Origin of the sequence: Polaromonas sp., from assembly GCF_039932935.1 — a bacterium.
GTDB lineage: Bacteria > Pseudomonadota > Gammaproteobacteria > Burkholderiales > Burkholderiaceae_C > Polaromonas.
Map to the genome: position 1 here is coordinate 197,716 of NZ_JBDTPB010000145.1, position 25,159 is coordinate 222,874.

Here is a 25,159-nt window from a genome sequence, read left to right on the forward strand (position 1 = left end):
CCATGGCCAAACGCGGATTTGATGCAAGCCAGGATCACGACGACGCCGTCCCTGAGCCGAGCCGGAAGACAACCTATTTCTGCAGCGCCCAGCAATGCCGCCTGCCGGGCACGATCCGAGGCGTATGCAATCACCACTGGGTGGGCGCGACGTACGACTGGCCGCGCATCACCCAGGTACTGAACGACATGGCGCCACTGATCGCCGAAATCAACCGGGCCCGGGCCACGCTGTGCAGCGAGGCATCGAACCAGCGCGAGGCGGTGTCTGGCCATGTCCAGGGCCAAGCGCGGATCGAGCAGTACCTGAGCGCCGACCAGTTGGCCTACATGACTGTGAAACCTGCGAAGACCTATGAAACATGGGTCTATCGGCTTGAGGTGCTGGTAACGGCTGCCGTGCAAATGGTCATGAAGACGCGCCGCACGCCGGCCGACGTGAACCACCCGGCATACCGCGATCGCGTGCGCGCGGCCCAGATACCCGGCCAGGCCGCGGACTTCATCAACGAAGGGGGCCTGAGCGTATGAGCTGCCGTTACGCGCCCGTTCCCGACATCAGCCTCGGTTACCTCTTGCAGCGCTGCGTCAAGGTCAAAGGCTGCCTGGTCTGGAACCTGCGCGTGCACATGGACAGGCCCGTGGCCACCATCGAGCGCGTGCAGTGGCAAATGCGTCGTGTGGTCTGGACCCTGGCCACGGAATGCGATGTGCATCCTGGCTACTACGCCGTGCCCCGGTGCGGCAACCCACATTGCCTTCATCCCGACCACCTGGTGTTGAGGCGCCGCAACGAAGACCAGATCGGTTTGAAACGGTCAACGGTTCAACGGCATCACATGGCTCTGAGCATGCGAAAAAACAGCGTGATTCCTCAGGAAGTCGTAGCGGAAATCAAGGCCTGCACCGGAAAGCTCAAACATATCAGCGCTGCCTACGACATCAGCCTGTCACACGCCGGCCGCATCCGCAACGGCGAGGCGCGGCGAGATTACTTGGGCTCTTTCGCGCAGATGGTGGGGGTGCTGTGAAAACGCTCATCCTCATCGAGATCGACCATGACCGCGGTCCGCAGCATGGGCTTGTAGAAGCCACACGCTCGCTGGTCGACAGCTTCCTGTATCGCCGCGGTGTGTTCGACGTCCGCGTGCAAGAAATCAGCGGGCCGCCCGAGGTGGTGGGCGACACCGTGACCGTCCAACTCCGTCCGGCTTCCATCACGAGGGCAAAACCATGATCACCCTGACTCTGCCATACCCGATCAGCGCAAACCGCTACTGGGCCACTCGCGTGTACACGCCGAAGACGGATGTGCCGCCCAAGAAATGCCCCCAATGCGGCATCGCGCACAACCCCAACAACCCCAGGTCGCTTACCTACGTCACGTCAGAAGCCGAGGCCTATAAAAGCCAAGTAAAAACACTGCTGTTTGAGCAGGGCGTTCGCAGCAAATTGCCCGGCCGCGTGGAGGTGCAAATCCTGATGTATCCGCGCCGCCCGCAGGACTACAAGAAGCGGATGCGCGACAACCCCCTGTACTGGGATGACACGGTGCAGCGCCTGGATCTGGACAACGCACGCAAGGTGCTCAACGACAGCTTGAAAGAGATCGCCATTCAGGACGATTTCTATATTTTCAAGGACGGCGGCGAGGTGATGGAGCCCGACGGCCGCGAGGCGTGCCTCGTCGTCACGATCCGGCCATATGTGCGCGCCAACAACCCGCAGGGCGACCTTCTGGCTGTGACGTCATGACCAGCCGCGTCATCCTCATCGTGGACACGCCCAACGTCCACCACCAGGTACTCGTCGCCCATCTCGAGGCGCACATTGCAGGCCTTGGGCTCAGCGTCACGACTTTGACCGAAGACGAGGTGCGCCTGGACCAGGTCGAGCGCCAAGAGCTGATCGAGCCGCTTGTCAGTGCGCCATACGAAATCTTGCATCGGGTGAGGGCGCCAGCAGAACGTGTGGTGTGGAAGGAAGACGACTGCGTCGCTCAGTGGAAGAGCGAGCGCAAGGGGGGTCGGTCGTGAAACACGATGAACTCCAGGAAGATCTTGCCGCACACCTTCGGGGCGGCACCGACCGTATGGTCTGGACCAACATGCAGTTGGGCCCGTCGGGCAGCCCGCGGCCGGATGTCTTCACCGTCAACAAGAGCTATTCCCGGTTCCGCACCGACTGCTACGAAATCAAGGTATCGGTTTCCGATTTGCGCCACGACGTCACCAGCGGCAAATGGCAGAGCTATCGCAAATTCGGACACGCCGTCTGGTTCGCCTTTCCCAAAGGCCTGGTGCCGCTCGAGTTGGTGCCGGCAGAGTGCGGAATCATTCTCCGCAGCGAGTCGTGCTGGCGCGCGGCGCGCAAGCCTGTAGCTCAGGTGTTGGACAGCCTGCCGCGGGATACGTGGCTCAAGCTCCTGATGGACGGCAGCACAGCTGGTTCGAAGGGCGCCCCAAGCAAGCCGCGCAGTTCGAGCGAGTGGGTGATTGAATCCAAGATGCGCGAGAAATGGGGCAAGGAAATTGCCGACATTTTCCATGATCGCCGGTTGGCTGAAAGTCACTACCAATACCGCACTGACGAACTGAACAAGCAGACGGTAAAGGTTGAGGCCGACATAGCCGCCGTGCGTGAGCGGGTGCGTCAGAGCCAAGAGCGCGAGCAGCAGTACCTAGATGGGGCAATTCTAGATTTGGGTGACGCGCTTGGACTGGGCCGTGAGAAGGTCACGGCCGCAGCCCTTGCTGGTGCCGTGCGATCTCTTGCGAACAGGCTTCAAGGCAGAGGACTCAAGAGTGCCATCGAGTTGCTGCAGGGTCTGGAGTTGGCCGTGAAGGAGCCGGCGCCATGACAGTCTGCACCCGCTGCCACCGCCAGTTGAAGCAGCCGACCGAGACGGGGATGGGGCCCGTCTGTGCGCGCGCCTCACGCATCCAGCCCGTGCCCGCACATGAGCGCGACCTGTTTGGCTATGACATCGACAAGGCCGCGCACGCTGCCCGGTACCGCGTGCAGGTGCTCATTGACTCGATGGCTGCCGAGGCGTCCATGGCAATGCGGGCATCGTTCCAGGCTGAGCTTGGGCGGATTCGTGGGGTGAAGCCGTGATTGAAATGCGCGTTGTCAGGTTGTATCCCTTCGGATACCGCTATTGGGCCGTGGTGCGAAAGCACTATGGGTGGCGGCAGATTGGCCCAGAAGTGCGCTGTGTTGTCGACGACTTCGGCAATCTGGTGTTTGTCGGGGTAGATCAGTCATGAGGCAAGCCTACGACGTCGCAGACCAGCGCGGTGGCCACCTGGCTGCCCTGAACCTCTGGCAGCACTACATCAAACCCTGCACGGCCGCCGGCGGGCGAGGGCGCCTGAGCTGGGAGGAACTGGACCCTGAAAGCCGCCTGGCCATGCGCGGCCTGTTCCACGGGCCCATCCTGACCGACTTCGCCACACAGGTGTGGCTGATGGATCCGACCAGCGACCGCCACGTGCGCTACGCGCCGGCCGTCTGGAAGCTGCATCTGAAAGACCTGTTTTGCCCGCTGACCCAAGACCCAAAGACGGGCGCCTGGGGCAAATCCACCGAACGCCTGAGCGATGCCCAGTACCGCGACTTCCTGACGGCATGCCAAGCGTATGGAGTCATGGACTGCGGCATCACCTTCACCGAGCAACAAAGCTGAAGCACCCGCAGCACCCTGGGCGCAAACCATCAAGGAGCGGAAATCATGGACACGACGTTACAAACACAGGACCTGGCCAAGCCACGGCAGGTTCCCGCCTATCGTTCGCACAAGAAGGTGCATGCCTTTCAGATCGGCTCGATCTCGCCGACCACCGTCGACGCCACTGTTCCCGAAAGCCACTGGGCAATCATCCCCCGGGACCCTGGCTTGGTCCCGGCATTGGTGACTGCTGAGTGGTACGCAAAACACAAGCCCTCCGTCGACGGCTATTTCGTGATGTACGCCGACGGCTACGAGTCATTCAGCCCGGCCAAGGCCTTTGAAGAAGGCAACACCCTCATCACCGACCTGCCGGCGGCAGTGAATGCCCAGTACGTGGACTCCAAGATCAAGGAAGCCTTCTACGCCATCATGCCCGACGGTCGCACGACTATCTGCATGCTGATCATGAAGAACGGTTTCACGATCACCGGCAGCAGCGTGTGCCAGCCGACCACCGAGTTCAACAAGGAAGCCGGCGAGCGCTGGGCCTACGAAGATGCGTTCGGTAAGGCGTGGCCATTCGAGGTGTACATGCTGGCCGAGCAGAAGCTGCAGGCGGGGAGCTGACCATGCTGCGCCGCACCCCACTGGCCCGTGGCAACGGGTTCAAACTCCGCGAGTTGCAGCCGAGGCAGCCACGCGCCCTTACGCGGGTCAGTGGGGGCGTGCGGGCCATGATCACCGACCTGGTGCTGGCCCAGCCCAAAGAAAACGTCCTGCGCAGCTCGACCTATGAGGCAGCCGTGCTTCCGCTGCGGCGTCGTGGACTTCACCCAGTTCTGCCACAGCGACGAGGGGAAGGGTGAGCGGATCAAAACGGACGTGCGCCGCGGCTGGCCAGGCTGCGGACCGCGCGCGGGCATTCCCGGCTGCCACTGGTTCATCGGGACCAGCGGCACGCTGCCCAGGGAAGAGCGCCGGGCATTTGAGGACCGCGCGGCTGCCCACGCGCGCGCAGAAGTGCGCAGGCGCGGCTGGTGGCCGGCGACGTTGCCGTACTGGTTGGATGACGATCTGGCGATTCTTGCTGAAAAACAGGCTCTAACCCATGCGGCGAGGGCGCAAGCAGCTATCAATTCAGGAGCGACCTCATGAACCGCCGCAGCTTTCTGGCCAGTATGTTGGCGGCCCGTCTGGCGCCCGCGGCCGTGGCCACGGCAATCTCCGACCTGGCAGCTGCGTCCTTCGTTGGCCTCGACATGGCGAGCGGCCCGGATGTCGGCGCACTGTTTGTGGGTGAGGTGGGGGAGTGGCATGGCATCCGCATCATCCTGACCGCGCCGCCGAGTATTCAGATTCCGCCTGTCGTCATGCAGAAATACCCCATCTTTATGCACCCGCACGACGATTTCTACGACCTTTTGAAAGGAGCACACCGTGTCTAAAACCCTGATGCCAGCCAGGCCCATCGCCGACCAGGAGGAGGTGCAGGCCAACAGACAGGCGCGTAGCAACCGCGAGGCCATCCTGCAGACCATCACGGACCTCAGCGACCACAACAAGATGGCCAGCCGGTCCCGGATAGCCGAGTTGACGGGTCTGAAGATGAGCATCGTGGATGACCACGTCGACCGCCTCAAGAACGACGGCATGATCCGGGCGCTGTACAACGGCGTTTTTGAGCCAGTCGACCAAACGCCAGACCGCAACGTCAGCTCCACATCGCTCAGCCGCGGCCGGCTCAAGATCGAGATAGGCGATGACATCTGCACGAACCTGACGCCCCGCGAGCAGCTGGCGCTGGCCAAACAGCTGGCGGGTGTCCTCATGGCCTTCGGGATGATGCGATGACCGCCGCCCCCAACCCCAGTCAGGACAAGCTCGACCAGGAACTGGCCGACCTGGACGCTTACGGCCGCGCGGGCCCGTGGATCATCCCCCAGTGCGCCGCCGACTTGGCCATAGCGCGCTGGGGGCGCCTTCCGGTTGGGTATGTGGTCCAGGCAGCCATCGGCATGGTGGGGGAGGCCGTGCCCAGCCAACCCGAGGCCCCGGCACCGCGCGGCGCTCAGTGGAAGCAAGAGTACAACCGCCACCGCAGGCACTGGTAGCCCATTACCCCCACTTTGGATTGAGAAAAAGCACCCGCCCGGCAAGATGGGCACCTCTCGATTGGCCCTTTCGCCACTGGCCACGGCAAACCTAAAGGAATCCCATGAAAAGCTCCCGCTTCGCCTCGTTCCTGCTGTCCGCTGCACTTTTGTGCGTCGCAGCCGTAGCCTTTGTCGCCGCCCCGGTCTTTGACTTAGTCATTGCCACCGGGCGAGCGTTCAAGAATCTGGTGCTCGATGCTTTCAAGCTGGCCGGTAGCCAAGGCGAAGGCCTGGGCCGACCGGCCGTGATGATCATCCGCGCCAAGGCCTTCATCCTGCGCCTGGTCAAACGGGAGCGCCCCGTGATTTCAGCCTCATGGCGCCATTGCCCGTCTACCTGACCGGTTGACACTCCGCACCAAGCCCGCCACGCGCGGGCTTTTTCACGCCCCCTGTTCCCCCCAGTAGGGTTAGACCTATAGGCCGCCTCTCAGCATCATCGGCGCCTATGACAGCCTGCACTACCCCCAATGAAACCTTCGGCCACGGCAAACCCTCCGGGAGGGCTTTGTAATGGCCGCGCCGAAAAAGGTGGATTACGAGCGCATCGAGCCCGGCTGGCGCGCTGGGATCTTGAGCCCCGGCCAACTCGCCACCCAGTACACCGCAGCGACGGGAATACCCTGCAGCCGCTCAGCAATCATCAAGCACTTCGACAAGCTTGGCGTGCCCCGCGACCTGAAAGCCAAGATCCAGGCCAAGGCCGAAGCCATGGTTGCACAGTCCATGGTGACAGGCATGGTGTCAACTGCCACCACTGCAACCTCGGCGGCCATCATTGACCGCGCCGCCACCGACGTCGCCAAGGTTCAGATCAGTCACCGCACGGACATCGCCCGGGCCCGTGTACTGGGTATGCAGCTGTTCGCCGAGGTCGAAGCCCAGACCACGGCTCCGCAGCTGCTGCAGGAGGTTGAAAGGCTGCTTGCAGGCGTTCCCAAAGGCACCGCGCTGACTGACCTGCCAGACGCCGAGCAAAAGGCCCTCCGCGCAAAGCTGGGCGAATCGTTGAACAAGGCCTTGGCGCTTGGCAGCCGCACGGTGACCTACAAGGCGCTGGTCGAGTCGCTCACCCGCCTCGTATCGCTGGAGCGCGAGGCTTACGGCATAAACGCCGATACCGATCCGGATGACCCGCTCTCGTCGCTGCTGCGAAACCTCAAGGCACGGACGTTCCAGCCTGTGGCTGATGACGTGGACCACGCGACATGAGCGCCATTCCGTCAAACGAGGAGCAACTGGCCCTGTGCCTGGCCGACCCCGAATGGCGGCTGGCCAACCTGTATCACATACTGGTGAAAACCCGAAAGCCCAAGCCCGGCGAGGATCCGGCGCTGGTGCCCGGCAAGAAAATGCTTTTCAAGATGAACCGGGCCCAGCGCAGGTTCATCGACCGCATGTGGAATCGCAACGTGGTGCTCAAAGCGCGCCAAGTCGGCATCACCACCCTGATTTGTATCCTCTGGCTTGACCACGCGCTGTTTGTGCCCGACCAGCGCTGCGGCATCGTGGCGCAAGATGAGGGCGCCGCCAAAGCCATCTTCCGCGACAAGGTCAAGTACGCCTACGACCAGCTGCCCGACCAGGTGCGCAAGCGCTTTCCGCTGCTCAAAGACGCCGCCGACGAACTGCTGTTCAAACACAACAACAGCAGCGTGCGCGTGGCCACGAGCATGCGATCCGGCACCATCGACCGCCTCCACGTGTCGGAGATGGGCAAGATTTCCGCGATGTACCCGATCAAGGCCAGCGAGGTCATCAACGGGTCTTTGCCGTCCGTGCCAGACGACGGCATTATCGTGGTCGAGTCCACGGCGGAAGGGCGCGAGGGGCCGTTCTTTGACATGGTCGAGAAGGCGCAGAAGCTCGTTGCCGAAAAGCTGCCGCTGACCGTCAAGGATTACCGCCTGCACTTCACAGCCTGGTGGCAACACGACGAATACCGGATGGACCCGGCCGGCGTGCACGTCTCCGACAAGGACGCCCTTTACTTCGATCAGATCGAGCAGACCTGCAGCTGCAAGCTCGACCTTGGTCAGCGTGCGTGGTACGTCAAGACGCGAGACAGCACGCTGCTGGGCTCCGACCCGAAGATGTGGCAGGAGTACCCCAGCACCCCGGAAGAAGCCTTTCAGGTGTCCGGTATTGGCCACTACTACGCCAAGGACATGCTGGCGCTGCGCAAGCGCGGCGGGATCCGCGATGTGCCGGTCCTGGATGTGCCGGTCAACACCTTTTGGGACATCGGCCGCAGCGACGGGTGTGCCATCTGGTTTCACCAGGAAGTCAACGGCGAAGACCGGTTCATCGACTACTTCGAGGCCCACAACGAGAGCTTGGGTTTTTACGTTCGCGCGCTCAGGGAGCGGACGTACATCTACAACAAGCATTTCCTGCCACACGACGCCGCCCACAAACGCCTGTCCGACACCAACCAGTCGACCGAGGAGATGCTCAACGCGCTCAACGTCGAAAACACCGTGATCGTCCCCGTTATCACGCAGCTGATCAACGGCATCGAGCAGGTCCGCAAACACCTGAAAGGCGTGTTCTTTGACAAGAACGGCACCGCCGACGGCATCGCGCGTATCGATGGCTACAAGAAGAAATGGAGCCAGGCTGATCAGAAATTCATCGACGAGCCCGACAAGCGCAACGGCTGCAGTGAGGGTGCCGATGCGCTTCGCCAGTGGGCTCAAGCCAAAGAGGGCGGCCTCATCACCCTGGGCCACCGCAATGCCAAGTTTTCACCACCGCCACCGCCTGACTGGCGCATGTAGGACCGACCCATGATCAATTCAATGAGCCCCGAAACGATGACCCATGAGGATCAGCCTGGGCAAAGCGGTCTATCGCTGAGCAAATACACCACGTGGTTGCATGAGATCCAGAATCAGCCGGCCTGGCGCGCCAAGGCCGACAAGGAAATGGATTACGTGGACGGCAACCAGCTGGACAGCGAGATCCTGCAGAAGCAGCGCGAGATCGGCATGCCACCTGCGATCGAGCCGTTGATCGGCCCTGCCGTCGACGCTGTGACCGGCCTGGAAGCCAAGACGCGCACCGACTGGCGTATCACCGCCGATGGCGACAAAGCCGATGACGACGTGGCCGCCGCCCTTAACTTCAAGGTCAACCAGGCCGAGCGGCAAAGCGGTGCCGACAAGGCTTGCACCGATGCGTTCAAGCCGCAGCTGTGCGTAGGCATCGGCTGGGTGGAAGTGGCGCGCGAGTCCGACCCTTTCCTGTTCCCCTACCGCTGCAAAGCCATCCACCGCAATGAAATCTTCTGGGACATGCTGGACCGTGAGCCCGGCCTGCCCAAGGCGCGTTACCTGGTGCGCCGCCGCTGGACCGACACCGAACAGGTCAAACTGAAATTTCCCATCTTTTCCGACCTGATAGACCGCTGCAGTGGGCGCTGGTCCGGCAGTTATGAACCGACCATCGACGGCGGTACGTCCACGGCACTGGCCATGTCCTGGGAAGATGAACGCGGCTGGAGCATCGAGGAGCAGGAGTGGCGCGACGCCGAGCGCGGCCGTGTTTGCCTGTTCGAGGTCTGGTATCGCCGCTGGATCGAAGTGGTTGTCATCAAGCTGCCAGACGGCCGCGTCATCGAATACAACGACAAGCTCGCGTCTCACGTCATTGCCGTGGCCCAGGGGTTTGCCAAGCCCACCAAAGCGGTGGTCGCGCGCATGTATGTGAGCTTCTGGATGGGCCCGCACAGGCTCTACGACGGCCCCACGCCCTACGCACACAACGATTTCCCCTATGTTCAGTTCATCGGGAAGACCGAGGACCGCACCGGCGTACCGTTCGGTGTGGTGCGCGGCATGATCTACCTGCAGGACAACGTCAACAGCCTGATCAGCAAGCTGCGCTGGGGGATGTCGGCCACGCGCACAACGCGGACCACTGGTGTTGTGGACTACACCGATGAGCAGTTCCGGCAGCAAGTCTCACGCGTGGATGCGGACATCAAGCTCAATGGTGTCGCCATGGCCAAACCTGGCGCTGTGTTCAAGGTCGAGCGTGATTTCGAGCTGAACCAACAGCAGTTCCAGTTGCTCAACGACTCTCGCAGCGGCATTGACCGCTGCAGCGGCATCACGCCGAGCTTCAAGGGCGCCACGGGGACCGCGACGTCCGGCGTTCAGGAATCCACCCAGGTCGAGCAGACCACCCAGTCGCTGGCAACCCTCATGGACAACTTCAAGTTCGGGCGGGCCAAAGTGGGCGAGTTGCTGCTGTCGCTGATCATCCAGGACATGATCGGCAAGCAGGAAAAGGTGGTGATCAAGGGAACGGCGCTGCGCCCGGATCGCACGGTGGAGCTGAATGTGCCCCAGGTTGACCCTGACACCGGCATCAAGTACCTGTCCAACGATGTCCAGCGCGTGCGCCTCAAGGTCGCCATGAACGACGTGCCCAGCACGCCGAGCTTTCGCACCCAACAGCTGGCGGCCATGTCGGAGGCCTTCAAATCGATGCCGCAGGAGTTCCAGGTGGTGGCGCTGCCGCACCTCATGAGCTTGATGGATGTGCCAAACCGGGACGAGCTGATCGAGGACATCAAAAACGCCCAGCAGCAGGCCACGCCGGAGCAGGTCCAGACGCGCATCGACGAGGCGGTCAAGCTGGCCCTCGAACGCAGCGACCACGGTCTACGGGAACGGGAGTTGGAGCTGAAATACAACCCGGACAAGCTGATGGCCGAGATTCAAAAGCTCGTGTCGGAGGCTGTCAAGAACGGCGTCCAGTCGTCGTATGCGGCCATGCAGGCCGGCGTGCAGGTGGCCACCATGCCGCAGATCGCGCCCATCGCCGATGCCGTCATGCAGGCAGCTGGCTACCAGGCGCCGACACCAGGCGGTGATGACCCGAACTTCCCGATTGCTGGCGAGACCGCCGCCGTGCAGATGAAGAACCCGTATATCCAAGGGCAGGGCCCGGCCGTGCAGCAGAACACGAGCCCGCAGCTGCCACCCGTCCCGGCTACCGCCGGCGACGGCATGTCGGGTATCGAAACCGCAACCCCCGCTGACAACACCGTTTAACCAAGGAGCTGATATGTCGACCACAGTGAAATCCGTAACCCTGCTGAAGCCTGGCACCGCGACCACCGGCACTCCCTACGAAGGCCCATGGAATGAAGCCCGCCGCGGCATGGTCCAGGCGGTCATTACAGGCTCGGGCGCTGTGACCGCGACCGTCACGGTGCAGGGCTCCAATGATGGCGTGAACTGGAGCACCATCGGCGCCGCCTTGTCGCTTACCGGAAACGACGCCGACACGAAGACCCAGGCGGTCGACTATCCATGGGCGTACATCCGCGCGGTGTCGTCCGCGCTGACCGGCACCGGTGCCAAGGTTTCCGCCAATCTCAGTCTTTGATCGTGCCCTGGCCGCCACAGAAAGCCCGCCGCGCGCGGGCTTTTTCTTTGTCGATACCCCCACTAAGGTTTTACAGCCTAAACACCCATCGGCACAGTTCGTTCCGCACCCCTGTGAAGGGGCGCATGTCCCACAAGACGGAGAGAAGGGGGTTTCGACCCCCGACTCGTAACAGTAACCCTTCAGCCGGCCACGGCGATATGTGGCAAGGGAACGAAATGAATCAAGAAGAGTTTTACCTGCAGCATCAGGTTGATGGTCTGTTGACCGACGAGCAAATGGCGCAGATGTTAGATCTGCCCGAGGGCGATACCGGGAAAACCCCGGAAAGCAGCGAGCCCGCCGCTGCACCTGCTCCCGCATCAGCACCAGCACCCGATGTGGACCCCGCGAAAGTAGTTGATCCCGCACCGGCGCCAGTCGTCACGGATCCACCCGAAGGCCACGAGCCCAAGGTGATCCTGGCCAAGGATGGTCTTCACACCATCCCGTATGAAAAGCTGACCGAAGCGCGAGATCAGGCAAGAGAAGCCACAGCACGGGCCGCCGAGCTGGAGCAAGAAGTGCAGCGCCTTAAAACGGTTCCTGCAGCTCCTGCCCCAGCACCGGCCCCAGCGGAACCAACGCCAGCGGCAACGCCGGCGACGAACACCGAGCTGTACGGCGACTACTCCGAGGAGGCCATTGCGAATGGCATCGAGAAGGTTGTGGCAGCCAAAACAGCGGCCATCACAGCGGACCTGGAGGCGCGTTTTGCGTCTGCTCTGGCACCCATCCAGAAGCAGCATGTTGACGCCGCTACAGATCAGCACTTTTCGACCATCGCCGCGGCGCATCCCGACTTTGAGGCCGTTGCTGAGAGTGCCGAGATGCAGCAATGGATAGCGAAGCAGCCTGCTTTTGTGCGTACCGCCTATGCGGACGTGTTGAAAAAAGGGACTGCTGAGGAAGTCGTGGAGTTGCTGACTGCCTACAAAGGGGCCACGGGAACGACTCCGGCTGTAGTGCCCGCGAAAGTGGACCCTGCGGCTGCCGCGAAAGCGGTCATTGCGAAAGCCGGTTCGGCTGCGCCCACCAGTCTGTCGGAGATCCCGGCAGGCAGTGCAGCGCACCACGATGAAGCCGCCGCGATGTTGGACATGTCGAGTGCAGGGCTAATGACGAAGTTCGAAGGCAAAAGCCCCGAACAGATCATGGCCCTGATGAACAAGGTTCTCTAACCATCAATAGCACTGCCGGGATGGCAGCGCTGGTCCCTCTGAAGGAGTTTTGTCATGCCCACCAATATCCCCTACGGCTCGCCGCAGGCTATTACGTTGCAGTCGGTTGGCTTGTTTGCCGCCAACATGCAGCGGAACACCACGATGAACCGCCTGACCGGCAAGTTCCCCCAACAGGACGAAGCCGAGTCGACCATCCGCAAGCAGTCGTCCAACGAACTGCCCATCGTTCGCTGTATGGACCTTCGCAAGATGGCCGGCGACGAAATCACCTTTGACCTGATCAACCCGATGGGCGGCAAGCCGATCATGGGCAGTCACGTCGCTGAGGGCCTGGGTCGCAAGATGAGCTTCTCGCAGGACCGCCTGCGCATCAACCAGGCTCGCTACCCGATTTCAGCCGGCGACACCATGACCCAGCAGCGCACCCCGCACGAATTGCGCAAGCTGGGCCGGGCCCTGGGTGAGAGCTACATGGCACGCCTGAGCGATCAGCAAATCCTGGTTCACATGGCAGGCGCGCGCGGCTTCCACGACAACATCGAATGGGCTGTGCCGAAGGCCTCCGATGTCGACTTCGCCGAGATCATGATCAACCCGGTCAAGGCCCCGTCGAAGAACCGTCATTTCATGTCCACCGGTAGCGGCATTGAGCCCATCGCCGCGTCGGCCAATGAAATCACGCTGTCCACAACCGACGTCATGAATGCCGACGTGGTCGACGGCCTGCGCACCTACCTGGACTCGATGCCGCTGCCACCGCCACCCGTGGTGTTCGAGGGCGACAAGATGGCCAGCGATGCCCCGCTGCGCGTCCTGCTGGTGTCGTCTGAGCAGTACACCTCGTTTGTGCAGTCGACGGGCTTCCGCTCGTTGCAGGCCAACGCGATGGCTCGTGCCCAGCAAGCTGGCCAGAACCCGCTGTTCATGGGCGAGGCCGGTCTGTGGAACGGCATCCTGATCGTGAAGATGCCCAAGCCGATCCGGTTCTATTCCGGAAACGCCATCAACTGGTGCGCCTCGTACACGACCGAAACGGAAACCACCACCGACCTGGTGCCGGCTTCGTTCGGCACCACCTACGCTGTCGACCGCGCCATCCTGCTGGGCGGCCAGGCACTTGCCGAGGCTTGGGGCAAGCACGTGAAGACCGGTAACCCGTTCTTCTGGAGCGAGAAGGAGCTGGACCACGGCGACAAGCTGGAACTGCTGGTAGGCGCCATCAACGGCCGCAGCAAGATCCGCTTCGAAATCGACCACGGCGACAGCAAGCAGATCACCGACTACGGTGTGATGGCCATCGACACCGTCGTGAAGATCGCCGGTCAGTAAGCGACATAGCAGGCCGGCACCCACCGGTCTGCTTACCCACCTCAATCTCGCAACATTAGGAGCCCATCATGGCCACCATTACCAAGAAAAAGATCCTGACGCAGCCGCAGTTCGGCGGCACTCCCTACGGCAATCTCACCACTCTGCCGTTCAATGTCACCTCCACCTCGACCGGCGCCATTGCCGACTCGGACTCGACGGCGGCCGTCACCGCAGCGGACAAGATCCGCGTGGGCGTCCTGCCCGCCGGCATGAAGCTGATCGACGCTCTCATGATCGTCTCAAACGCCTTCACGGCGACCGCGACGGCCAAGGTGGGCTTCGAATACGTCGACGGCGTCGATGACACCGCGGTGCCGCAGGATGCGGACTACTTCGCCGCGGCCCTGGCCGTGAACGCTCTGGGCCGCACCCGTGCCAACAACACGGCGGTTGCACCCGTCACGCTGCCCAAGGATGCCTACCTGGTCATTGACTGGGATGTGGCAAGTAACGCCGAAGCCGGCGTGCTCGACATCTTTGTCGAGGGCATCTTGAACGGCCCTCCCTGATTGAAGGGCGAATAGAAAAAGGGCCTTCGGGCTCTTTTTTTCCATCAACTTTTTGGAGCGAACATGAACCGTGAACAACTCGCGCGCGCCGCGCATGAAATCAACCGCGCCTACTGCGCATCCCTGGGCGACGACTCGCAAGTGGCATGGGAAGACGCTCCTGAGTCGCAACGGGCAAGTGCCCTGGCCGGCGTCGACATGCATTTGGCCAATCCGGATGCAACGCCTGAAGACTCACACGCCAGCTGGATGGCTCAGAAGGAAGCCGACGGTTGGGGGTATGGTGAGGTCAAGGACATGGAGTTGAAGGAACACCCGTGCTTCCTGCCATACGACCAGCTGCCAGCCGAGCAGAAAGCCAAGGACTATCTGTTCCGCGCTGTGGTGCACACCCTGAAGGATGTACCTGACGCCGTTGTCACAGTTGCGGCACCTGCGGCTCCCGCATTGCCCGGTGCCGCCACACAGGCTGCAGACCCCAATCTCCTGTCGGTGAAATACATCGGCAAGCGCGAAACCTACACGGATGGCACGTACAGCACTCGCATTCAGTGGCAACGCGGCGAGAGCAAGCCCGTGCCGACCGACAAAGCCCGGCTCATGCTCAAACACACCGATGTGTACGTGCCTGGTGACACGCTGGCCGGGCTGGCAGTCGGCCCAGCCGTCGCGCCAAAGGGCCCGAAACAGGACAGTGAAGAAGACCGCATTCAGGATCTGCGCGACGCCATCAGCAACATGCGCGACAAGAAGTCTGTGGCTGAGTTCGTCAAGATCCACTTCCACCAAGACCTCGATACCAACCAAAAGCTTGTTGACCTGCGGGAGCAGGCCACGCGGCTTGTTGATCAGTTCGGCGTTGTATGACTCTCGCGGAGTTGATCGCCCAGTTCAGGACAGATGCGGACGACAAGGAAGCGCCGTATCTGTCCGAGGACGAGGACGTGACACTTTGGCTTAACGAGGCCGAGGATGAGGCCGCAATTCGGGCGAGCCTGATCCACGAAGCCAGCAATGCCGATATCTGCGAGATCGACGTCACGGCTGGTACCAGCGTCTATCCGCTTCACGCCGCCGTTATTTACGTCACTAATGCTTGGTTCACGCCCGCAGGCAGCACCAACGAGATACCGCTCGATCTCACTGACCGGATTGAGCAGGACCGTGTGCGTCCCGGGTGGCGTCGGCTCACCAACGTGCCATGCGGTGCGATACAGAACGACACCACTATCCAGCTCACGTGCCTCCCGAATACCGATGGGCTGCTACGCATTGAGTGCTACCGCCTGCCGCTGCAGCCTATGGTGCTGGCGGAATCGGATGACACGTATCCCGAAATAGGAGCGATCCATCACCGTCACCTGGTGTACTGGGCGCTCCAGCGCTGCTATCGTCGCCCTGACGCCGAGCTCCTGAACGAAAGCGCCGCTGAAAGGGCCGAGGCTCTTTTTGTGGCGCATTTTGGTTTGAGCGTTGACGCCGACATGAGGCGTAGTTTCCAGGCCAACCGGCCACTCTTCAACAAAGCGGTCTGGTGATGGCCACCACCGACACCCCGGTCAAACTGGGCCCGTTCAATCAGGGCGTCAACAACCGCCTGCCTGACAACGAGCTGCAGGGCGGCGATGGCGGCGCATTCTTGCGGTCGGCGGTCAATGTGGACCTGCGCACCACGGGAACGCTGAAGCGGCGACAGGGCGTCACGCTGGCCCTGGCGGGCCTGGATTGCCATTCCCTCCACGTCGACGGTGACAGCGCCTACATGGTCGACGGCACGACCTTGTATTCGTTGACGGGCAAGCCCGCAGCGCTCACCAAGGCCGCGCTCAGGTCTGGCCTGGTCCCCGGAGGCCGCATCTCTTACACCGAGGTCAACGGTGACGTGGTGTACACGGATGGCGTCGTCTTGCGTCGGCTGTCTTCTGGCCAGGACAAGCCCTTTGGTGTTGCCATGATGGACCCCGCGCCGGGAGTCGCAGCCGCCGGTGCCGGGAACCTGGCTCCCGGCCTGTACCAGGTCTGCTTTACCTACATTGCCGACGACCTGCAGCAGTCGGGCAGTACGGAGCCCGTGCAAGTAGAGGTCACTGAAGGGCAGGCCATCGAAGTAACCGGGCTTCCAGCCACGTTTCCGGCGGGCGTCGTCGCCATCGGTGTGTACATGAGCCCGGTAAACGGTGACCAGCTGATGCTCGCTACGGTGCTTGCCGCTGCCCAGACCAGTTTCACGATCACCGCGCCACAGCAGCTCACAAGTCGGTGCCAGACGCTGATGCTGAAGCCCATGCCGGCGGGCTCAATTGTTCGCAGCAACAACGGCCGCCTGCTGGTGGCCCGCGACAGGATCCTGCATTACTCCGAGCCCTTTGCGCCGAGCCTCCATTTGCCGGCCAAGAACTTCATCCCGTTCACTACGCGGATCACGGTGGTCCAGCCGATCAGGACCGGCACCTACGTGTGTACCGAAAACAAGAGCTATTTTTTCGCGGGCGACCTGGCCAAGGCCGATGCGGTCGAGGTGCTTCCTTACGGCGCCATCGAGGGCACCGGCAATACCGCGCCTGACAACTTGATGTGCTGGTGGATGTCCGTGCGCGGGCAGGTCCAGGCGAACGGCGCGGATGTGAAGAACGTCCAGGAAGGCAGCATCGCCATGAACAGCGCGGCCGCCGGCGCTTCTTTTTTCCGCGAGCAAGACGGCATGAAACATGTCGTCACCTCGCTTTTCGGCTCCGGTGCCAACGGGGCAGCGGCGCACAGCTTCATGGATGGCGAGATCGTCAGAAAGGCTACACAGCTATGAAAACCAAAGTGCAGCCCGGGTTTAAGTACCTGGTGCAAATCCTCGACAAAGCCGGCAACGTGCGCGACACCGAGGTTGTTCACAACCTGATGCCCGTGCAGGGCCTTGACCACATGGTGGGTGTCACGCTCAAGGGCTCCGCGCAGCTCACGTCGTGGTACGTCGGCATCTACCAGGGCAATTACACCCCGGTCGGCGCCGACACCGCGGCCACGTTCCCGGCTTCTGCCACCGAGTGCACGAACTACACGGCTGGCACGCGACCGGCGCTGACGCTGGGCGCAGTGGCCGCCGGAAGCGTGGACAACGGGGCGTCGCGAGCCGAATTCGTGATGAGCGCCAACAGAACGCTCTACGGCGGTTTCGTTGCCTCAGCTGCCGCAAAGGGGTCCACCGCCGGTGTGCTGTTGTCCGCAGTTCGCTTCACATCTCCAAAGGCACTCGAATCCGGCGAAACCCTCCGCGTGATTGCGGCCTTCGCGCTCACCTCCAACTAAGGAAACATCATGAAAGCATCCAAAGGTCTTCGCAACGCGCTCCTCGTCTCCGACTCCCTGAAGACGGTGATGGCGCTGGGCTTTATCCACATCTATGCCGGTACGGTACCGGCGACCGCCGATGACGCTCTGGGCTCAGCAACGCTGCTTTGCACCATCAGTGAGAGCGACACGGGAACGGGAATCACGTTCGACGATAACGTTGTTGCCCCTGGCGTCGCCCAGAAGAACACCGGCGAGGTCTGGTCTGGCACCAACGTCGATTCAGGTACCGCAACATTCTTCCGGCATGTTGCTGTCGGCGACGACGGCACCAGCTCCGTTGTGCAGCCACGCCTTCAGGGCACCGTGGCGGTAGGTGGCGGTGACCTCAACCTGCTGCCCAATACCGTCCTTACATCCGGCGCCGGGCAGGACATCGACTACTACACGGTCGCACTGCCGACCCTGTGAGGCCCGGCTAATCGGGGACTTCAGCAACACCGCGTTGCTGTCGTCTATCTGACCTGAGAACGATATGACCAGTGCCCTGATCAAAACGGTTAAGACGACCTACACGCCCGGCTCCCCGGGCGTTCCCAGTTCCCCGGGCTCGCCTGCTGTGCCTGCCTATGTGGGCTATGTGATCCGCTCTGTCCTTGCCTACCAGACGATTAACCCCCCACCGGGCACGTGGCAGTTCAATCCGGAAAGCAGTTACTACGACTTCGTGCCGCCGGCTCCGGGCGGTGATTTTGCCTATAGCTACTTCTCCAGGCCAACACTGATCGCTGTGAGCTATCCGGCGGTTGCTGCAGTTCCGCCGATCATTGGGAGGCCGGCCATCCCCGGCCGTATCGCGTACGACTTCAACTTTGGCTGGAATGCCGGCGGCCGCTCGATCGCATCCATCATTGGACACGGGTACGTCACTTTCAAGGTCCCGGTTTCAGCCGCTGGCGTGGTGGCAGGCTTCAACAGCGCAGATGCGGATGTCGACCCCGCAGCAATTCAGCACGCGTTTTACCTGGCCTACGGAGTCGCCAAGATCAAGGAGGCCGGGGGGATCGTTCTCAATCTGGGCCCATATAGCAATGGCTCAGTCTTTCGCATCGCTCGACGGTTTGACCAGGTTGCCTACTTCATTGACGACGTGCTACAGCATGTCAGTGACGAGCTGAGCCTGGGCGAAGTGTTTCTTGACGCATCGCTATTCTCGGGTGGCGATACCGTCTACGACCCGGCAATCGTGGAAGCCAACAAGTCGGGCGTGGCGGAACTGCATCTCGAGCCACTGCTGTGCATGGCAAGCAACGGCACCGTGGCACAAAGCAGTTACACCATGCGGTTTGAGGTGTTGGAGTTGACGATTCGCATGTCCGGCGAGGCCATCATGGCTTTTGAACCGTTGACATGCCTGGCCAGCAGCGGACGATATGCCGGCGCCGTTCTCGCCTTCAAGCCGATGTCGATGAACTCGGGAACCTATGAGTTTCCGCCACGCTATGCGCTATGCGCGATGTCCTTCAGTCAAATGGCGCTGGCTGCCACTGGGCTGGCCGGCACGATCGGCGGTGCAGAAGTCGCGTTCTCACCACTGGGCGGCAAAGGCAGCGAAGGCTCTTATGGTGAAGCCGTGATGTCGTTTGAAGCGTTTTCAGGCTTTTCCCACGCCATGGAGGGGCGCCTGAATGCGACTGCCGGTGTGGTCTTAAATGCCCGCTCCACCATGGTGTTCTCGGGTACGGTCGACGCATTGATTTTGAGCCACGCGGGCGTGGAAACCACCATGCTCTCGCTGGTGATCAAGGACGCCGCAATGGCGGAAGCCGTGAACGTGGCCGGGACCATGACCTATAGCGCCCTGATGCAAGCGATCATGGCCACCTTGATGCAGGTGCGCGCTGGCGTGCCCGTGCTGGCTGACGACGGTGAAACCTGGGTGGTTAACGACGAATCCGGGGCCTCAACGACCTACGAGGGATATTCCTTCAACAGCTTTGGGACTTACAAGGGCCGGTACTTCGGCGTGAAGGCCGACGGCGTCTACCTGCTGGAGGGCGCCAACGACAGCGGTGATCCGATCAGGGCATCCATCTCCTTTGGGAAGCAGGACTTCGGTACCAGCAACAAGAAGACGGTGCCGAACTGCTACCTCGGGTTGTCGTCATCCGGCAATGTGTTCCTGCGTGTGATTGCAGATGGCCAGACGCACACCTATAAGACGGTCAGGAACGATGACTACCTGCGCACGCAGCGCGTGAAGATCGGCAGGGGAGTGCGCAGCACGCATTTGACCTTTGAGCTCTACAACGAAGAAGGCGATGATTTCGAACTGAGCACAGTCGAATTCGAGGTCGCCAACCTTGGCAGGAGAATCTGATGGCCAACTGGTTAGATGATGAATTCACGGGCTCTGGCGCGGTTCTTGGCCGCATCCCCGACACGAAGGCGGTGGGTTCCACCGCCTGGTCATCGGGCTTCAACAACACCTTTGTGTTTGGCGGCGCCGCTGTGGCAAGCCCATTCTCACCGGATGAAATTACCTACACGCCGTCGCCCCCCGATTCGCACGCGCCGCATGAATATGTTGCGGCGTGGTCATGGAAATCACCGCCTCCCGGCGGCATCTTCTTCGGGGGCAAGGTCGCAGAGTTCCGGTTCGGCGGTGAAGTCGACAACTTGATTATTTCGATCACGACCCCCGACGACGTGCAGTTCATCCTTGTCATGAGGATGGAGTACGACGGCATGTCGACAACGGATTCAGTACCGCTGGTGCTGGATACCGAGTACCCGGCGGTTTTGACCTATGCGTCCGGCGCCCAGTCACTGGAGATGTTTGGCCAGACTTTTGAACTGGACTATCAGCCGCCTTCCAGTAATCGCATCGAACAAGTGGCTGTCGGGTTCTGTGGCGAGGCCCAACTCAGTTACATGCGTGTCGGCGGCGCAAAAACGCCGCCTTTCTGGACTGAAATGGTGGGAACGCATGAAGTTCCCTAGGTTCCGCGTTGGCTACGACCACAGCAGCGAGAAAAAAGCGCGGCAGCTCGACGACGTCGACGTTCCGTACTTGCGAAGTCGAACCCCTGGTGCCGTGGCGCGCAAGAAAGACGGATTCCTCGAGGTCATCACTAGCGGCTCTGTTCCTTACCTTTGGGCTCTGGTCACCCTCAAGGAGGGCGAGCAGTTCCGGGACAACCCGCTCAACATGCGCGTGCCCAGCAAGGCCGATCAGCTGGTGTCGTCGTCCAAATACGAGCACATTGAGGTCAACGGCGAGGCGAGTTCCGAGGCATCAACTCAGTGCTTTGTAGGCGGGAACTACGTCCTGCGCTGGAATGTCACCAGTGTGGGTGGCGGCACCGTGTGGTGGCCCTCGCTGGTGTGCATCGGCAGCAAAAAGGCCGAGGTGCTAAGCCTGTCGGCGGACAACAAGAAGGGCGCCAACGTGTCGTTTTCCGATGTCGTGCAACTGGGTGTACACGATGGCCTGGGCTACGGCTTCAGGGCCAGTATGTGCGCGACCGGCTGGGACGAAGACCTTGAAGCCTATCGGTTCGTGGTGTTTGGCACTCCGTTTGGGGAGTATCTGGCCTACTCCGACAACCTTGGCCTTAAAACCAACTTGGTGTGCTATGTCGGCGACACCAAGACGCGCAGGATGACGGCCGTGCCAATCCCGTCCGCCGATGACTCCCAATATTCGTTTTCGTCCATGGTTAATTGTGTCGGCCGCGGCAAGCTGTTCATGCTGGCGGCGCCGCGCAAGCCCCTCGAGAGCGATCCCTTGATCACACGCGGCATGCAGTACCCGGAGCCACCAGTCATGCTGCGAAGCGCAGACCACGGCCAGACCTGGACGGTGACGGACGCCACTTGGCTTCAGCCTTATTTGCTGTACACGTCCGAGGTGGTTGCCGGCGAGACGGTGGAGAGATATGCACGGGTCCTGAGTGACGGCACGCCCCAGACGCACGGCTGTATCTTCATGCCGCAATGCGCCGTAGCCAGCCCAGTGGGGGAGGGCCGCATCGCCTGCGTGGCACTGTGTACCGCGGGAGCCGTCAATACCCCGGTGACCGGCGGCGCCGACATCACCGACGCCGCTTTTCGGCTGTTCATTTCCGATGAGAACGGTGAAAATTTCCAAAACGTTCCGTGGCCACCCGACGCGTGGATCGGGCCCACGAGCAAGAAGCCTGCCTTTCTCGGTGGCCGTACGCCAACCCCACAGGTCAGTGTCGCCACGTCTTCAACGCTGCTGGGGAATTCACCGGTGTCCGCTGGTCCGGGCAGCCTGTTTTTCTCGACTTACGAATTTGACGCCGGTGCTGCCAGCGGCCAAGTGCTTCGGGTGCTCAGCACAAAGGACTACGGCGCCACCTGGGTGCTGTCAGACCCGCTGGACGTTGACATGATCAATGACAGGTTCCAGACGTCAATGATCAACGACAACCTGGCCATCGTCACGTTTGCCGTTGCACGGGCCGTCAGTGAAACAAGCAAGGGAGAGATCCTGCTCATGGCGGTTCGTGATGGTGTCATCACCACATATCGCACAACGGACTACTTCGAGACCTTCAAGCTGGCATCGAAGACGAAAGTGAAAGACCTTGAGCGTGCCCCCATTTCGGGAATTCGGATTCATCCCGTCTACGTCGGTGCTATTGGTTCCGACTATCCCCCGCTGATCAACCCCGGCTACAGAAAAGAATTTGAGCCCGAAGCCTAACCAGGAGAACATCCATGGCAACCTTTCCACCCGGTGGCGATTCGGTCGCTGCGCAATTTGTCTCTGCCGTCTTCGAAACACAGTTCGGCATTGCGCAGGAGCGCCTCGACAAGTCGGACCAGTTGTCCACCGACGCGCTGAACTACATTGTCAACGCCCCCCAGATCGCCGAGGTCGACATCGCGGCTTCGCTGGATCTGCCAGATGCCCCGCAAATTGACGGCTTCAGCCCGGCCGAACTCACGGCGCTTTACCAGTCCACCACCGACGAAATCAAGGCCATGCTGGCCGATGGCCTGAGCAACTTCCTCACGACCTACTTCCCCTTGGGCAACGAGCTGGCAGCGGCTCGCGCGTGGGTGGAGAACGCCATAACCAACGGCGGCACGGGCATCAAGCCCGCGGTGGAGGCTCAAATCTGGGAGCGGGACCGGTCGCGGCTCTTGACGGATGCGGCGCGTGCCACTGGGGAATCCGTGTCGTTCTGGGCCGCGAAAGGGTATCCGTTGCCACCGGGCGCACTGGTCGGTGCAGTGTCAGATATCGACCAGGACCTGCGCAACAAGATTGCCCAGGCCTCACGTGATGTGGCCATCAAACAGGCTGACTTGGAGATCGAGAACATCCGCTTTGCGGTCGACAAGGCCCTGCAGCTGCGCACGGCAGCGATTCAGGCGGCCGGCGACTATATCCGCACGCTTGCACTGGGCCCCCAGCTTGGCGCGCAGCTCGCAACGGCCATGTTGGACGCCAAGGCCAAGCTCGCCAACGTGCTGACCAGCTTCTACCAGGCCAAGGTCACAGCCCTGGAGCTGCCGGCCCGGGTCGCGATCGCCGATGCCAATGCCGCAGTGGAGGTACGCAAGGCGAATCTGGATTCTCAGGTCCGGCTCATCAGCGCCAGGGTTGCGACCATGGAGGCGGCAGCGCGTGCGGTCGCCACGCAGGCCTCCGCAGCATTGAACGCCTTGAACGCCAACACGGGGTACAGCGGCAACGAGTCGACCTGACGGATGCCCCCGGTAAGGGTTTGATGGTTGCCCTGCCGGTGAAAAAATGCCCCGAGCACACCACAAGGGGAACCCATGAACGGCCACTATCCAAAAACGGGCGCGCGCGGCGCGGTTCGACATTACGCTGACGGCGGCTTTATCGCCAATCTAGGGCGCGCGATCTTTAAGCCGACACCCAAGGTGGAGGTAGAGACGCCGCCCGCCAAACCAGCACCCGCACCGGCTCCCGCGGCCGCACCTGCAGGCGCCATTTCTGGTTATACCGGGATGACGGCGATGCAGCGGCGTGAGAAGGAGGCGGGCCTCGCAGACGGTGGCCTGATCAAAGGGCGCGGCACTGGCACCTCGGACTCCATCAGCGCCGAGATGCGCGAGGGAACGTTCATCATGCCCACCGATTCGTCCAATGCGCTTGGGTTGGGTGCGGTGCGCAGGGGCGCCAAGGTACCGGTCAAAGTGAGCAATGGCGAGTTTTCCTTGCCACCTGAACAGATCCAGGCCGTGGGCGCCGCCGTTCTGACGGCCATCAAGGACGTCACGCACACACCGGTTGCCCAGCAGCAGGGCGTTGAACCAGTTGAAGCCACACCTTCCTTCGCCGACGGCGGCCTGGTTGACGATGACCGTCGCCGCAAAATGTTGAGCCAAATTCCTGTCGGTAGCAACGTGCAGGCTCCTCCTGCACAGCCCAGCAGCGTGCTGACCGATACGGAGCTGGGTCGCAACGTTTCCAACACACTCAGCGCCGTTTCGCCAGTAGCAGCAGGAGGTGCGGCGCGCGCGGCTTCGATGCTGGCCCGGACAGGGGGTGCGGCTGCCGCCAGTCCAACGGCTGCCCTTGCGGCACCATTCGTGCCGCCTGTTGTTGGTGGCGCCGCGCTGGCGGCAGCTGCAGCACCCGCGTCCACCGCACCGGCGCCGGCCGTGGCCACGGTGCCCGCGCCTGCCGCAGCGCGAACCACTGACCTCTCTGGGCGTCAACCTATGGGTAATTCAGTGCCGGCTACAGGCTTGGCCGAGCAGCCTGCCCTGGGCGTGATCCGCCGCGACGGCAATTCCTACAGCGGCACAAACATCGGCGCCGGGGCGACGATTGACAACCCCCGCAATGCTGGTGCCGGCGTCACCGCCGTGCCCAGTCTCGCCGGATCCAATCCAAGCACCGACATGGCTCTGGCTGAAGCGCGCAATGCAGCTGCCGCGCGGGGTGACTTTGGCGCCATTCGCGAGAGCTATGCGGCTCAAGGCGCCACGTTCGCGGGACAAGGGGCCGGCATGTCGAATGCCGAGCTCCAAGCGCTTGCGATGAGCCCGGCGGGCACTGTCGGCCGCAGCTTTGCGCGCAAACAGTTGCTTGCCAATCAGGCTGATTCGACGGTGCGCAGGGGTCAGGATGCCGTCGCCGAAAACAATGCGGCACGCCTGGGCATCGAACGCAACAGCTCGAGTATCGACAACCAGGGTAAGGCCCAGCTGCAGGCGGCACAGACGGCCGTCATCAGCGCCAAGACGCCTACAGAGCGCGCCGCCGCAGAGGAGACGCTTCGCGCGCTTCAAGGCCGGTACGAGCCCGCTGGCAAGTTCACTGTGGTGCCTGGCGGCCAAACCGTTGATGCCACCGGCCAGATCGTGCGCGAGCCTGCTCAGGTACTGGACAACACAACCGGTCAGCTCATTGAGCTGGGTGCCTCCCGCAAGACAGCTGGCGCACCTTCCAAGGTGACCACCAAAGCCGAATTCGACCGACTTGCGCCGGGCACGACCTACATCGGCACCGACGGCAAAACCTACAAGAAATAAG

31 protein-coding genes are annotated in these 25,159 nt (G+C 61.9%); all 31 read left to right on the forward strand.

Translation table 11 applies throughout. The features are described 5' to 3' along the window. Positions 1-2 precede the first annotated feature (2 nt). The 31 genes from ABI546_RS22710 (at position 3) to ABI546_RS22860 (ending at position 25,158) form a co-directional block, all read left to right on the forward strand. The gene (locus ABI546_RS22710; protein ID WP_348050501.1) at positions 3-530 is read left to right on the forward strand and encodes a hypothetical protein; all 528 of its coding nucleotides are present in this window, start codon (positions 3-5) and stop codon (positions 528-530) included. After that, entirely contained in the window at positions 527-1,030 is a 504-nt protein-coding gene (locus ABI546_RS22715; protein ID WP_348050502.1) for a hypothetical protein, read from the forward strand. Before ABI546_RS22710 ends, ABI546_RS22715 begins: the two co-directional genes overlap by 4 nt. Beyond that, positions 1,027-1,236: a hypothetical protein gene (locus ABI546_RS22720; RefSeq protein ID WP_348050503.1), complete on the forward strand. Its 210-nt coding sequence runs from the start codon at positions 1,027-1,029 to the stop codon at positions 1,234-1,236. The genes ABI546_RS22715 and ABI546_RS22720 overlap by 4 nt, the downstream gene beginning before the upstream one ends. Further along, entirely contained in the window at positions 1,233-1,754 is a 522-nt protein-coding gene (locus tag ABI546_RS22725; RefSeq protein WP_348050504.1) for a RusA family crossover junction endodeoxyribonuclease, read from the forward strand. The genes ABI546_RS22720 and ABI546_RS22725 overlap by 4 nt, the downstream gene beginning before the upstream one ends. After that, positions 1,751-2,035, forward strand: coding sequence for a hypothetical protein (locus ABI546_RS22730; protein ID WP_348050506.1), 285 nt, complete (start codon positions 1,751-1,753; stop codon positions 2,033-2,035). Before ABI546_RS22725 ends, ABI546_RS22730 begins: the two co-directional genes overlap by 4 nt. Continuing rightward, positions 2,032-2,859 carry an MmcB family DNA repair protein gene (locus tag ABI546_RS22735; RefSeq protein WP_348050508.1) on the forward strand — a complete coding sequence of 276 codons (828 nt, stop codon included), beginning with the start codon at positions 2,032-2,034 and terminating at the stop codon, positions 2,857-2,859. Before ABI546_RS22730 ends, ABI546_RS22735 begins: the two co-directional genes overlap by 4 nt. Then, positions 2,856-3,116: a hypothetical protein gene (locus tag ABI546_RS22740; RefSeq protein WP_348050510.1), complete on the forward strand. Its 261-nt coding sequence runs from the start codon at positions 2,856-2,858 to the stop codon at positions 3,114-3,116. Before ABI546_RS22735 ends, ABI546_RS22740 begins: the two co-directional genes overlap by 4 nt. Before the next feature lie 148 nt (positions 3,117-3,264). After that, on the forward strand, positions 3,265-3,687 hold the full coding sequence (locus ABI546_RS22745) for a hypothetical protein (protein ID WP_348050512.1): 423 nt from the start codon (positions 3,265-3,267) through the stop codon (positions 3,685-3,687). 45 nt (positions 3,688-3,732) lie between these two features. Next, the gene (locus ABI546_RS22750) at positions 3,733-4,299 is read left to right on the forward strand and encodes a Gp49 family protein (protein ID WP_348050514.1); all 567 of its coding nucleotides are present in this window, start codon (positions 3,733-3,735) and stop codon (positions 4,297-4,299) included. Positions 4,300-4,494: 195 nt separating this feature from the next. Beyond that, positions 4,495-4,827 carry a hypothetical protein gene (locus ABI546_RS22755; RefSeq protein WP_348050516.1) on the forward strand — a complete coding sequence of 111 codons (333 nt, stop codon included), beginning with the start codon at positions 4,495-4,497 and terminating at the stop codon, positions 4,825-4,827. Then, positions 4,824-5,117 (forward strand): hypothetical protein, encoded by a 294-nt coding sequence (locus tag ABI546_RS22760; RefSeq protein ID WP_348050518.1) that lies wholly within the window; start codon positions 4,824-4,826, stop codon positions 5,115-5,117. The genes ABI546_RS22755 and ABI546_RS22760 overlap by 4 nt, the downstream gene beginning before the upstream one ends. Beyond that, positions 5,110-5,523 carry a hypothetical protein gene (locus tag ABI546_RS22765; protein ID WP_348050520.1) on the forward strand — a complete coding sequence of 138 codons (414 nt, stop codon included), beginning with the start codon at positions 5,110-5,112 and terminating at the stop codon, positions 5,521-5,523. The genes ABI546_RS22760 and ABI546_RS22765 overlap by 8 nt, the downstream gene beginning before the upstream one ends. Then, the gene (locus ABI546_RS22770; protein ID WP_348050522.1) at positions 5,520-5,783 is read left to right on the forward strand and encodes a hypothetical protein; all 264 of its coding nucleotides are present in this window, start codon (positions 5,520-5,522) and stop codon (positions 5,781-5,783) included. Before ABI546_RS22765 ends, ABI546_RS22770 begins: the two co-directional genes overlap by 4 nt. 104 nt (positions 5,784-5,887) lie before the next feature. After that, positions 5,888-6,166, forward strand: coding sequence for a hypothetical protein (locus ABI546_RS22775; protein ID WP_348050524.1), 279 nt, complete (start codon positions 5,888-5,890; stop codon positions 6,164-6,166). A gap of 172 nt (positions 6,167-6,338) precedes the next feature. Continuing rightward, the gene (locus tag ABI546_RS22780) at positions 6,339-7,037 is read left to right on the forward strand and encodes a hypothetical protein (protein ID WP_348050526.1); all 699 of its coding nucleotides are present in this window, start codon (positions 6,339-6,341) and stop codon (positions 7,035-7,037) included. After that, positions 7,034-8,605, forward strand: a complete 1,572-nt coding sequence (locus tag ABI546_RS22785; protein WP_348050528.1) for a terminase — start codon at positions 7,034-7,036, stop codon at positions 8,603-8,605. Before ABI546_RS22780 ends, ABI546_RS22785 begins: the two co-directional genes overlap by 4 nt. A gap of 9 nt (positions 8,606-8,614) precedes the next feature. After that, on the forward strand, positions 8,615-10,888 hold the full coding sequence (locus ABI546_RS22790) for a hypothetical protein (RefSeq protein WP_348050530.1): 2,274 nt from the start codon (positions 8,615-8,617) through the stop codon (positions 10,886-10,888). Positions 10,889-10,901: 13 nt separating this feature from the next. Then, complete coding sequence (locus ABI546_RS22795) at positions 10,902-11,225, forward strand: hypothetical protein (RefSeq protein WP_348050532.1); 324 nt, start codon at positions 10,902-10,904, stop codon at positions 11,223-11,225. A gap of 125 nt (positions 11,226-11,350) precedes the next feature. After that, positions 11,351-12,445, forward strand: a complete 1,095-nt coding sequence (locus ABI546_RS22800) for a hypothetical protein (protein ID WP_348050534.1) — start codon at positions 11,351-11,353, stop codon at positions 12,443-12,445. Between the two features lie 54 nt (positions 12,446-12,499). Beyond that, positions 12,500-13,777 (forward strand): N4-gp56 family major capsid protein, encoded by a 1,278-nt coding sequence (locus tag ABI546_RS22805; RefSeq protein WP_348050536.1) that lies wholly within the window; start codon positions 12,500-12,502, stop codon positions 13,775-13,777. A 68-nt stretch (positions 13,778-13,845) separates the two neighbouring features. Further along, complete coding sequence (locus tag ABI546_RS22810) at positions 13,846-14,328, forward strand: hypothetical protein (RefSeq protein ID WP_348050538.1); 483 nt, start codon at positions 13,846-13,848, stop codon at positions 14,326-14,328. Between the two features lie 63 nt (positions 14,329-14,391). After that, positions 14,392-15,195, forward strand: coding sequence for a RyR domain-containing protein (locus ABI546_RS22815; protein ID WP_348050540.1), 804 nt, complete (start codon positions 14,392-14,394; stop codon positions 15,193-15,195). Then, the gene (locus ABI546_RS22820; RefSeq protein WP_348050542.1) at positions 15,192-15,866 is read left to right on the forward strand and encodes a hypothetical protein; all 675 of its coding nucleotides are present in this window, start codon (positions 15,192-15,194) and stop codon (positions 15,864-15,866) included. Before ABI546_RS22815 ends, ABI546_RS22820 begins: the two co-directional genes overlap by 4 nt. Next, the gene (locus tag ABI546_RS22825) at positions 15,866-17,131 is read left to right on the forward strand and encodes a hypothetical protein (RefSeq protein ID WP_348050544.1); all 1,266 of its coding nucleotides are present in this window, start codon (positions 15,866-15,868) and stop codon (positions 17,129-17,131) included. Before ABI546_RS22820 ends, ABI546_RS22825 begins: the two co-directional genes overlap by 1 nt. After that, positions 17,128-17,628: a hypothetical protein gene (locus tag ABI546_RS22830; protein ID WP_348050546.1), complete on the forward strand. Its 501-nt coding sequence runs from the start codon at positions 17,128-17,130 to the stop codon at positions 17,626-17,628. Before ABI546_RS22825 ends, ABI546_RS22830 begins: the two co-directional genes overlap by 4 nt. Before the next feature lie 9 nt (positions 17,629-17,637). After that, entirely contained in the window at positions 17,638-18,081 is a 444-nt protein-coding gene (locus ABI546_RS22835; protein WP_348050548.1) for a hypothetical protein, read from the forward strand. A gap of 64 nt (positions 18,082-18,145) precedes the next feature. Beyond that, positions 18,146-19,990 (forward strand): hypothetical protein, encoded by a 1,845-nt coding sequence (locus ABI546_RS22840; RefSeq protein WP_348050550.1) that lies wholly within the window; start codon positions 18,146-18,148, stop codon positions 19,988-19,990. Further along, on the forward strand, positions 19,990-20,613 hold the full coding sequence (locus ABI546_RS22845; protein WP_348050552.1) for a hypothetical protein: 624 nt from the start codon (positions 19,990-19,992) through the stop codon (positions 20,611-20,613). Before ABI546_RS22840 ends, ABI546_RS22845 begins: the two co-directional genes overlap by 1 nt. Then, positions 20,600-22,345 (forward strand): hypothetical protein, encoded by a 1,746-nt coding sequence (locus ABI546_RS22850; protein WP_348050554.1) that lies wholly within the window; start codon positions 20,600-20,602, stop codon positions 22,343-22,345. The genes ABI546_RS22845 and ABI546_RS22850 overlap by 14 nt, the downstream gene beginning before the upstream one ends. Before the next feature lie 14 nt (positions 22,346-22,359). Beyond that, positions 22,360-23,355, forward strand: a complete 996-nt coding sequence (locus ABI546_RS22855; protein ID WP_348050556.1) for a hypothetical protein — start codon at positions 22,360-22,362, stop codon at positions 23,353-23,355. Between the two features lie 75 nt (positions 23,356-23,430). After that, positions 23,431-25,158, forward strand: a complete 1,728-nt coding sequence (locus ABI546_RS22860; protein ID WP_348050558.1) for a hypothetical protein — start codon at positions 23,431-23,433, stop codon at positions 25,156-25,158. Position 25,159 lies beyond the last annotated feature (1 nt).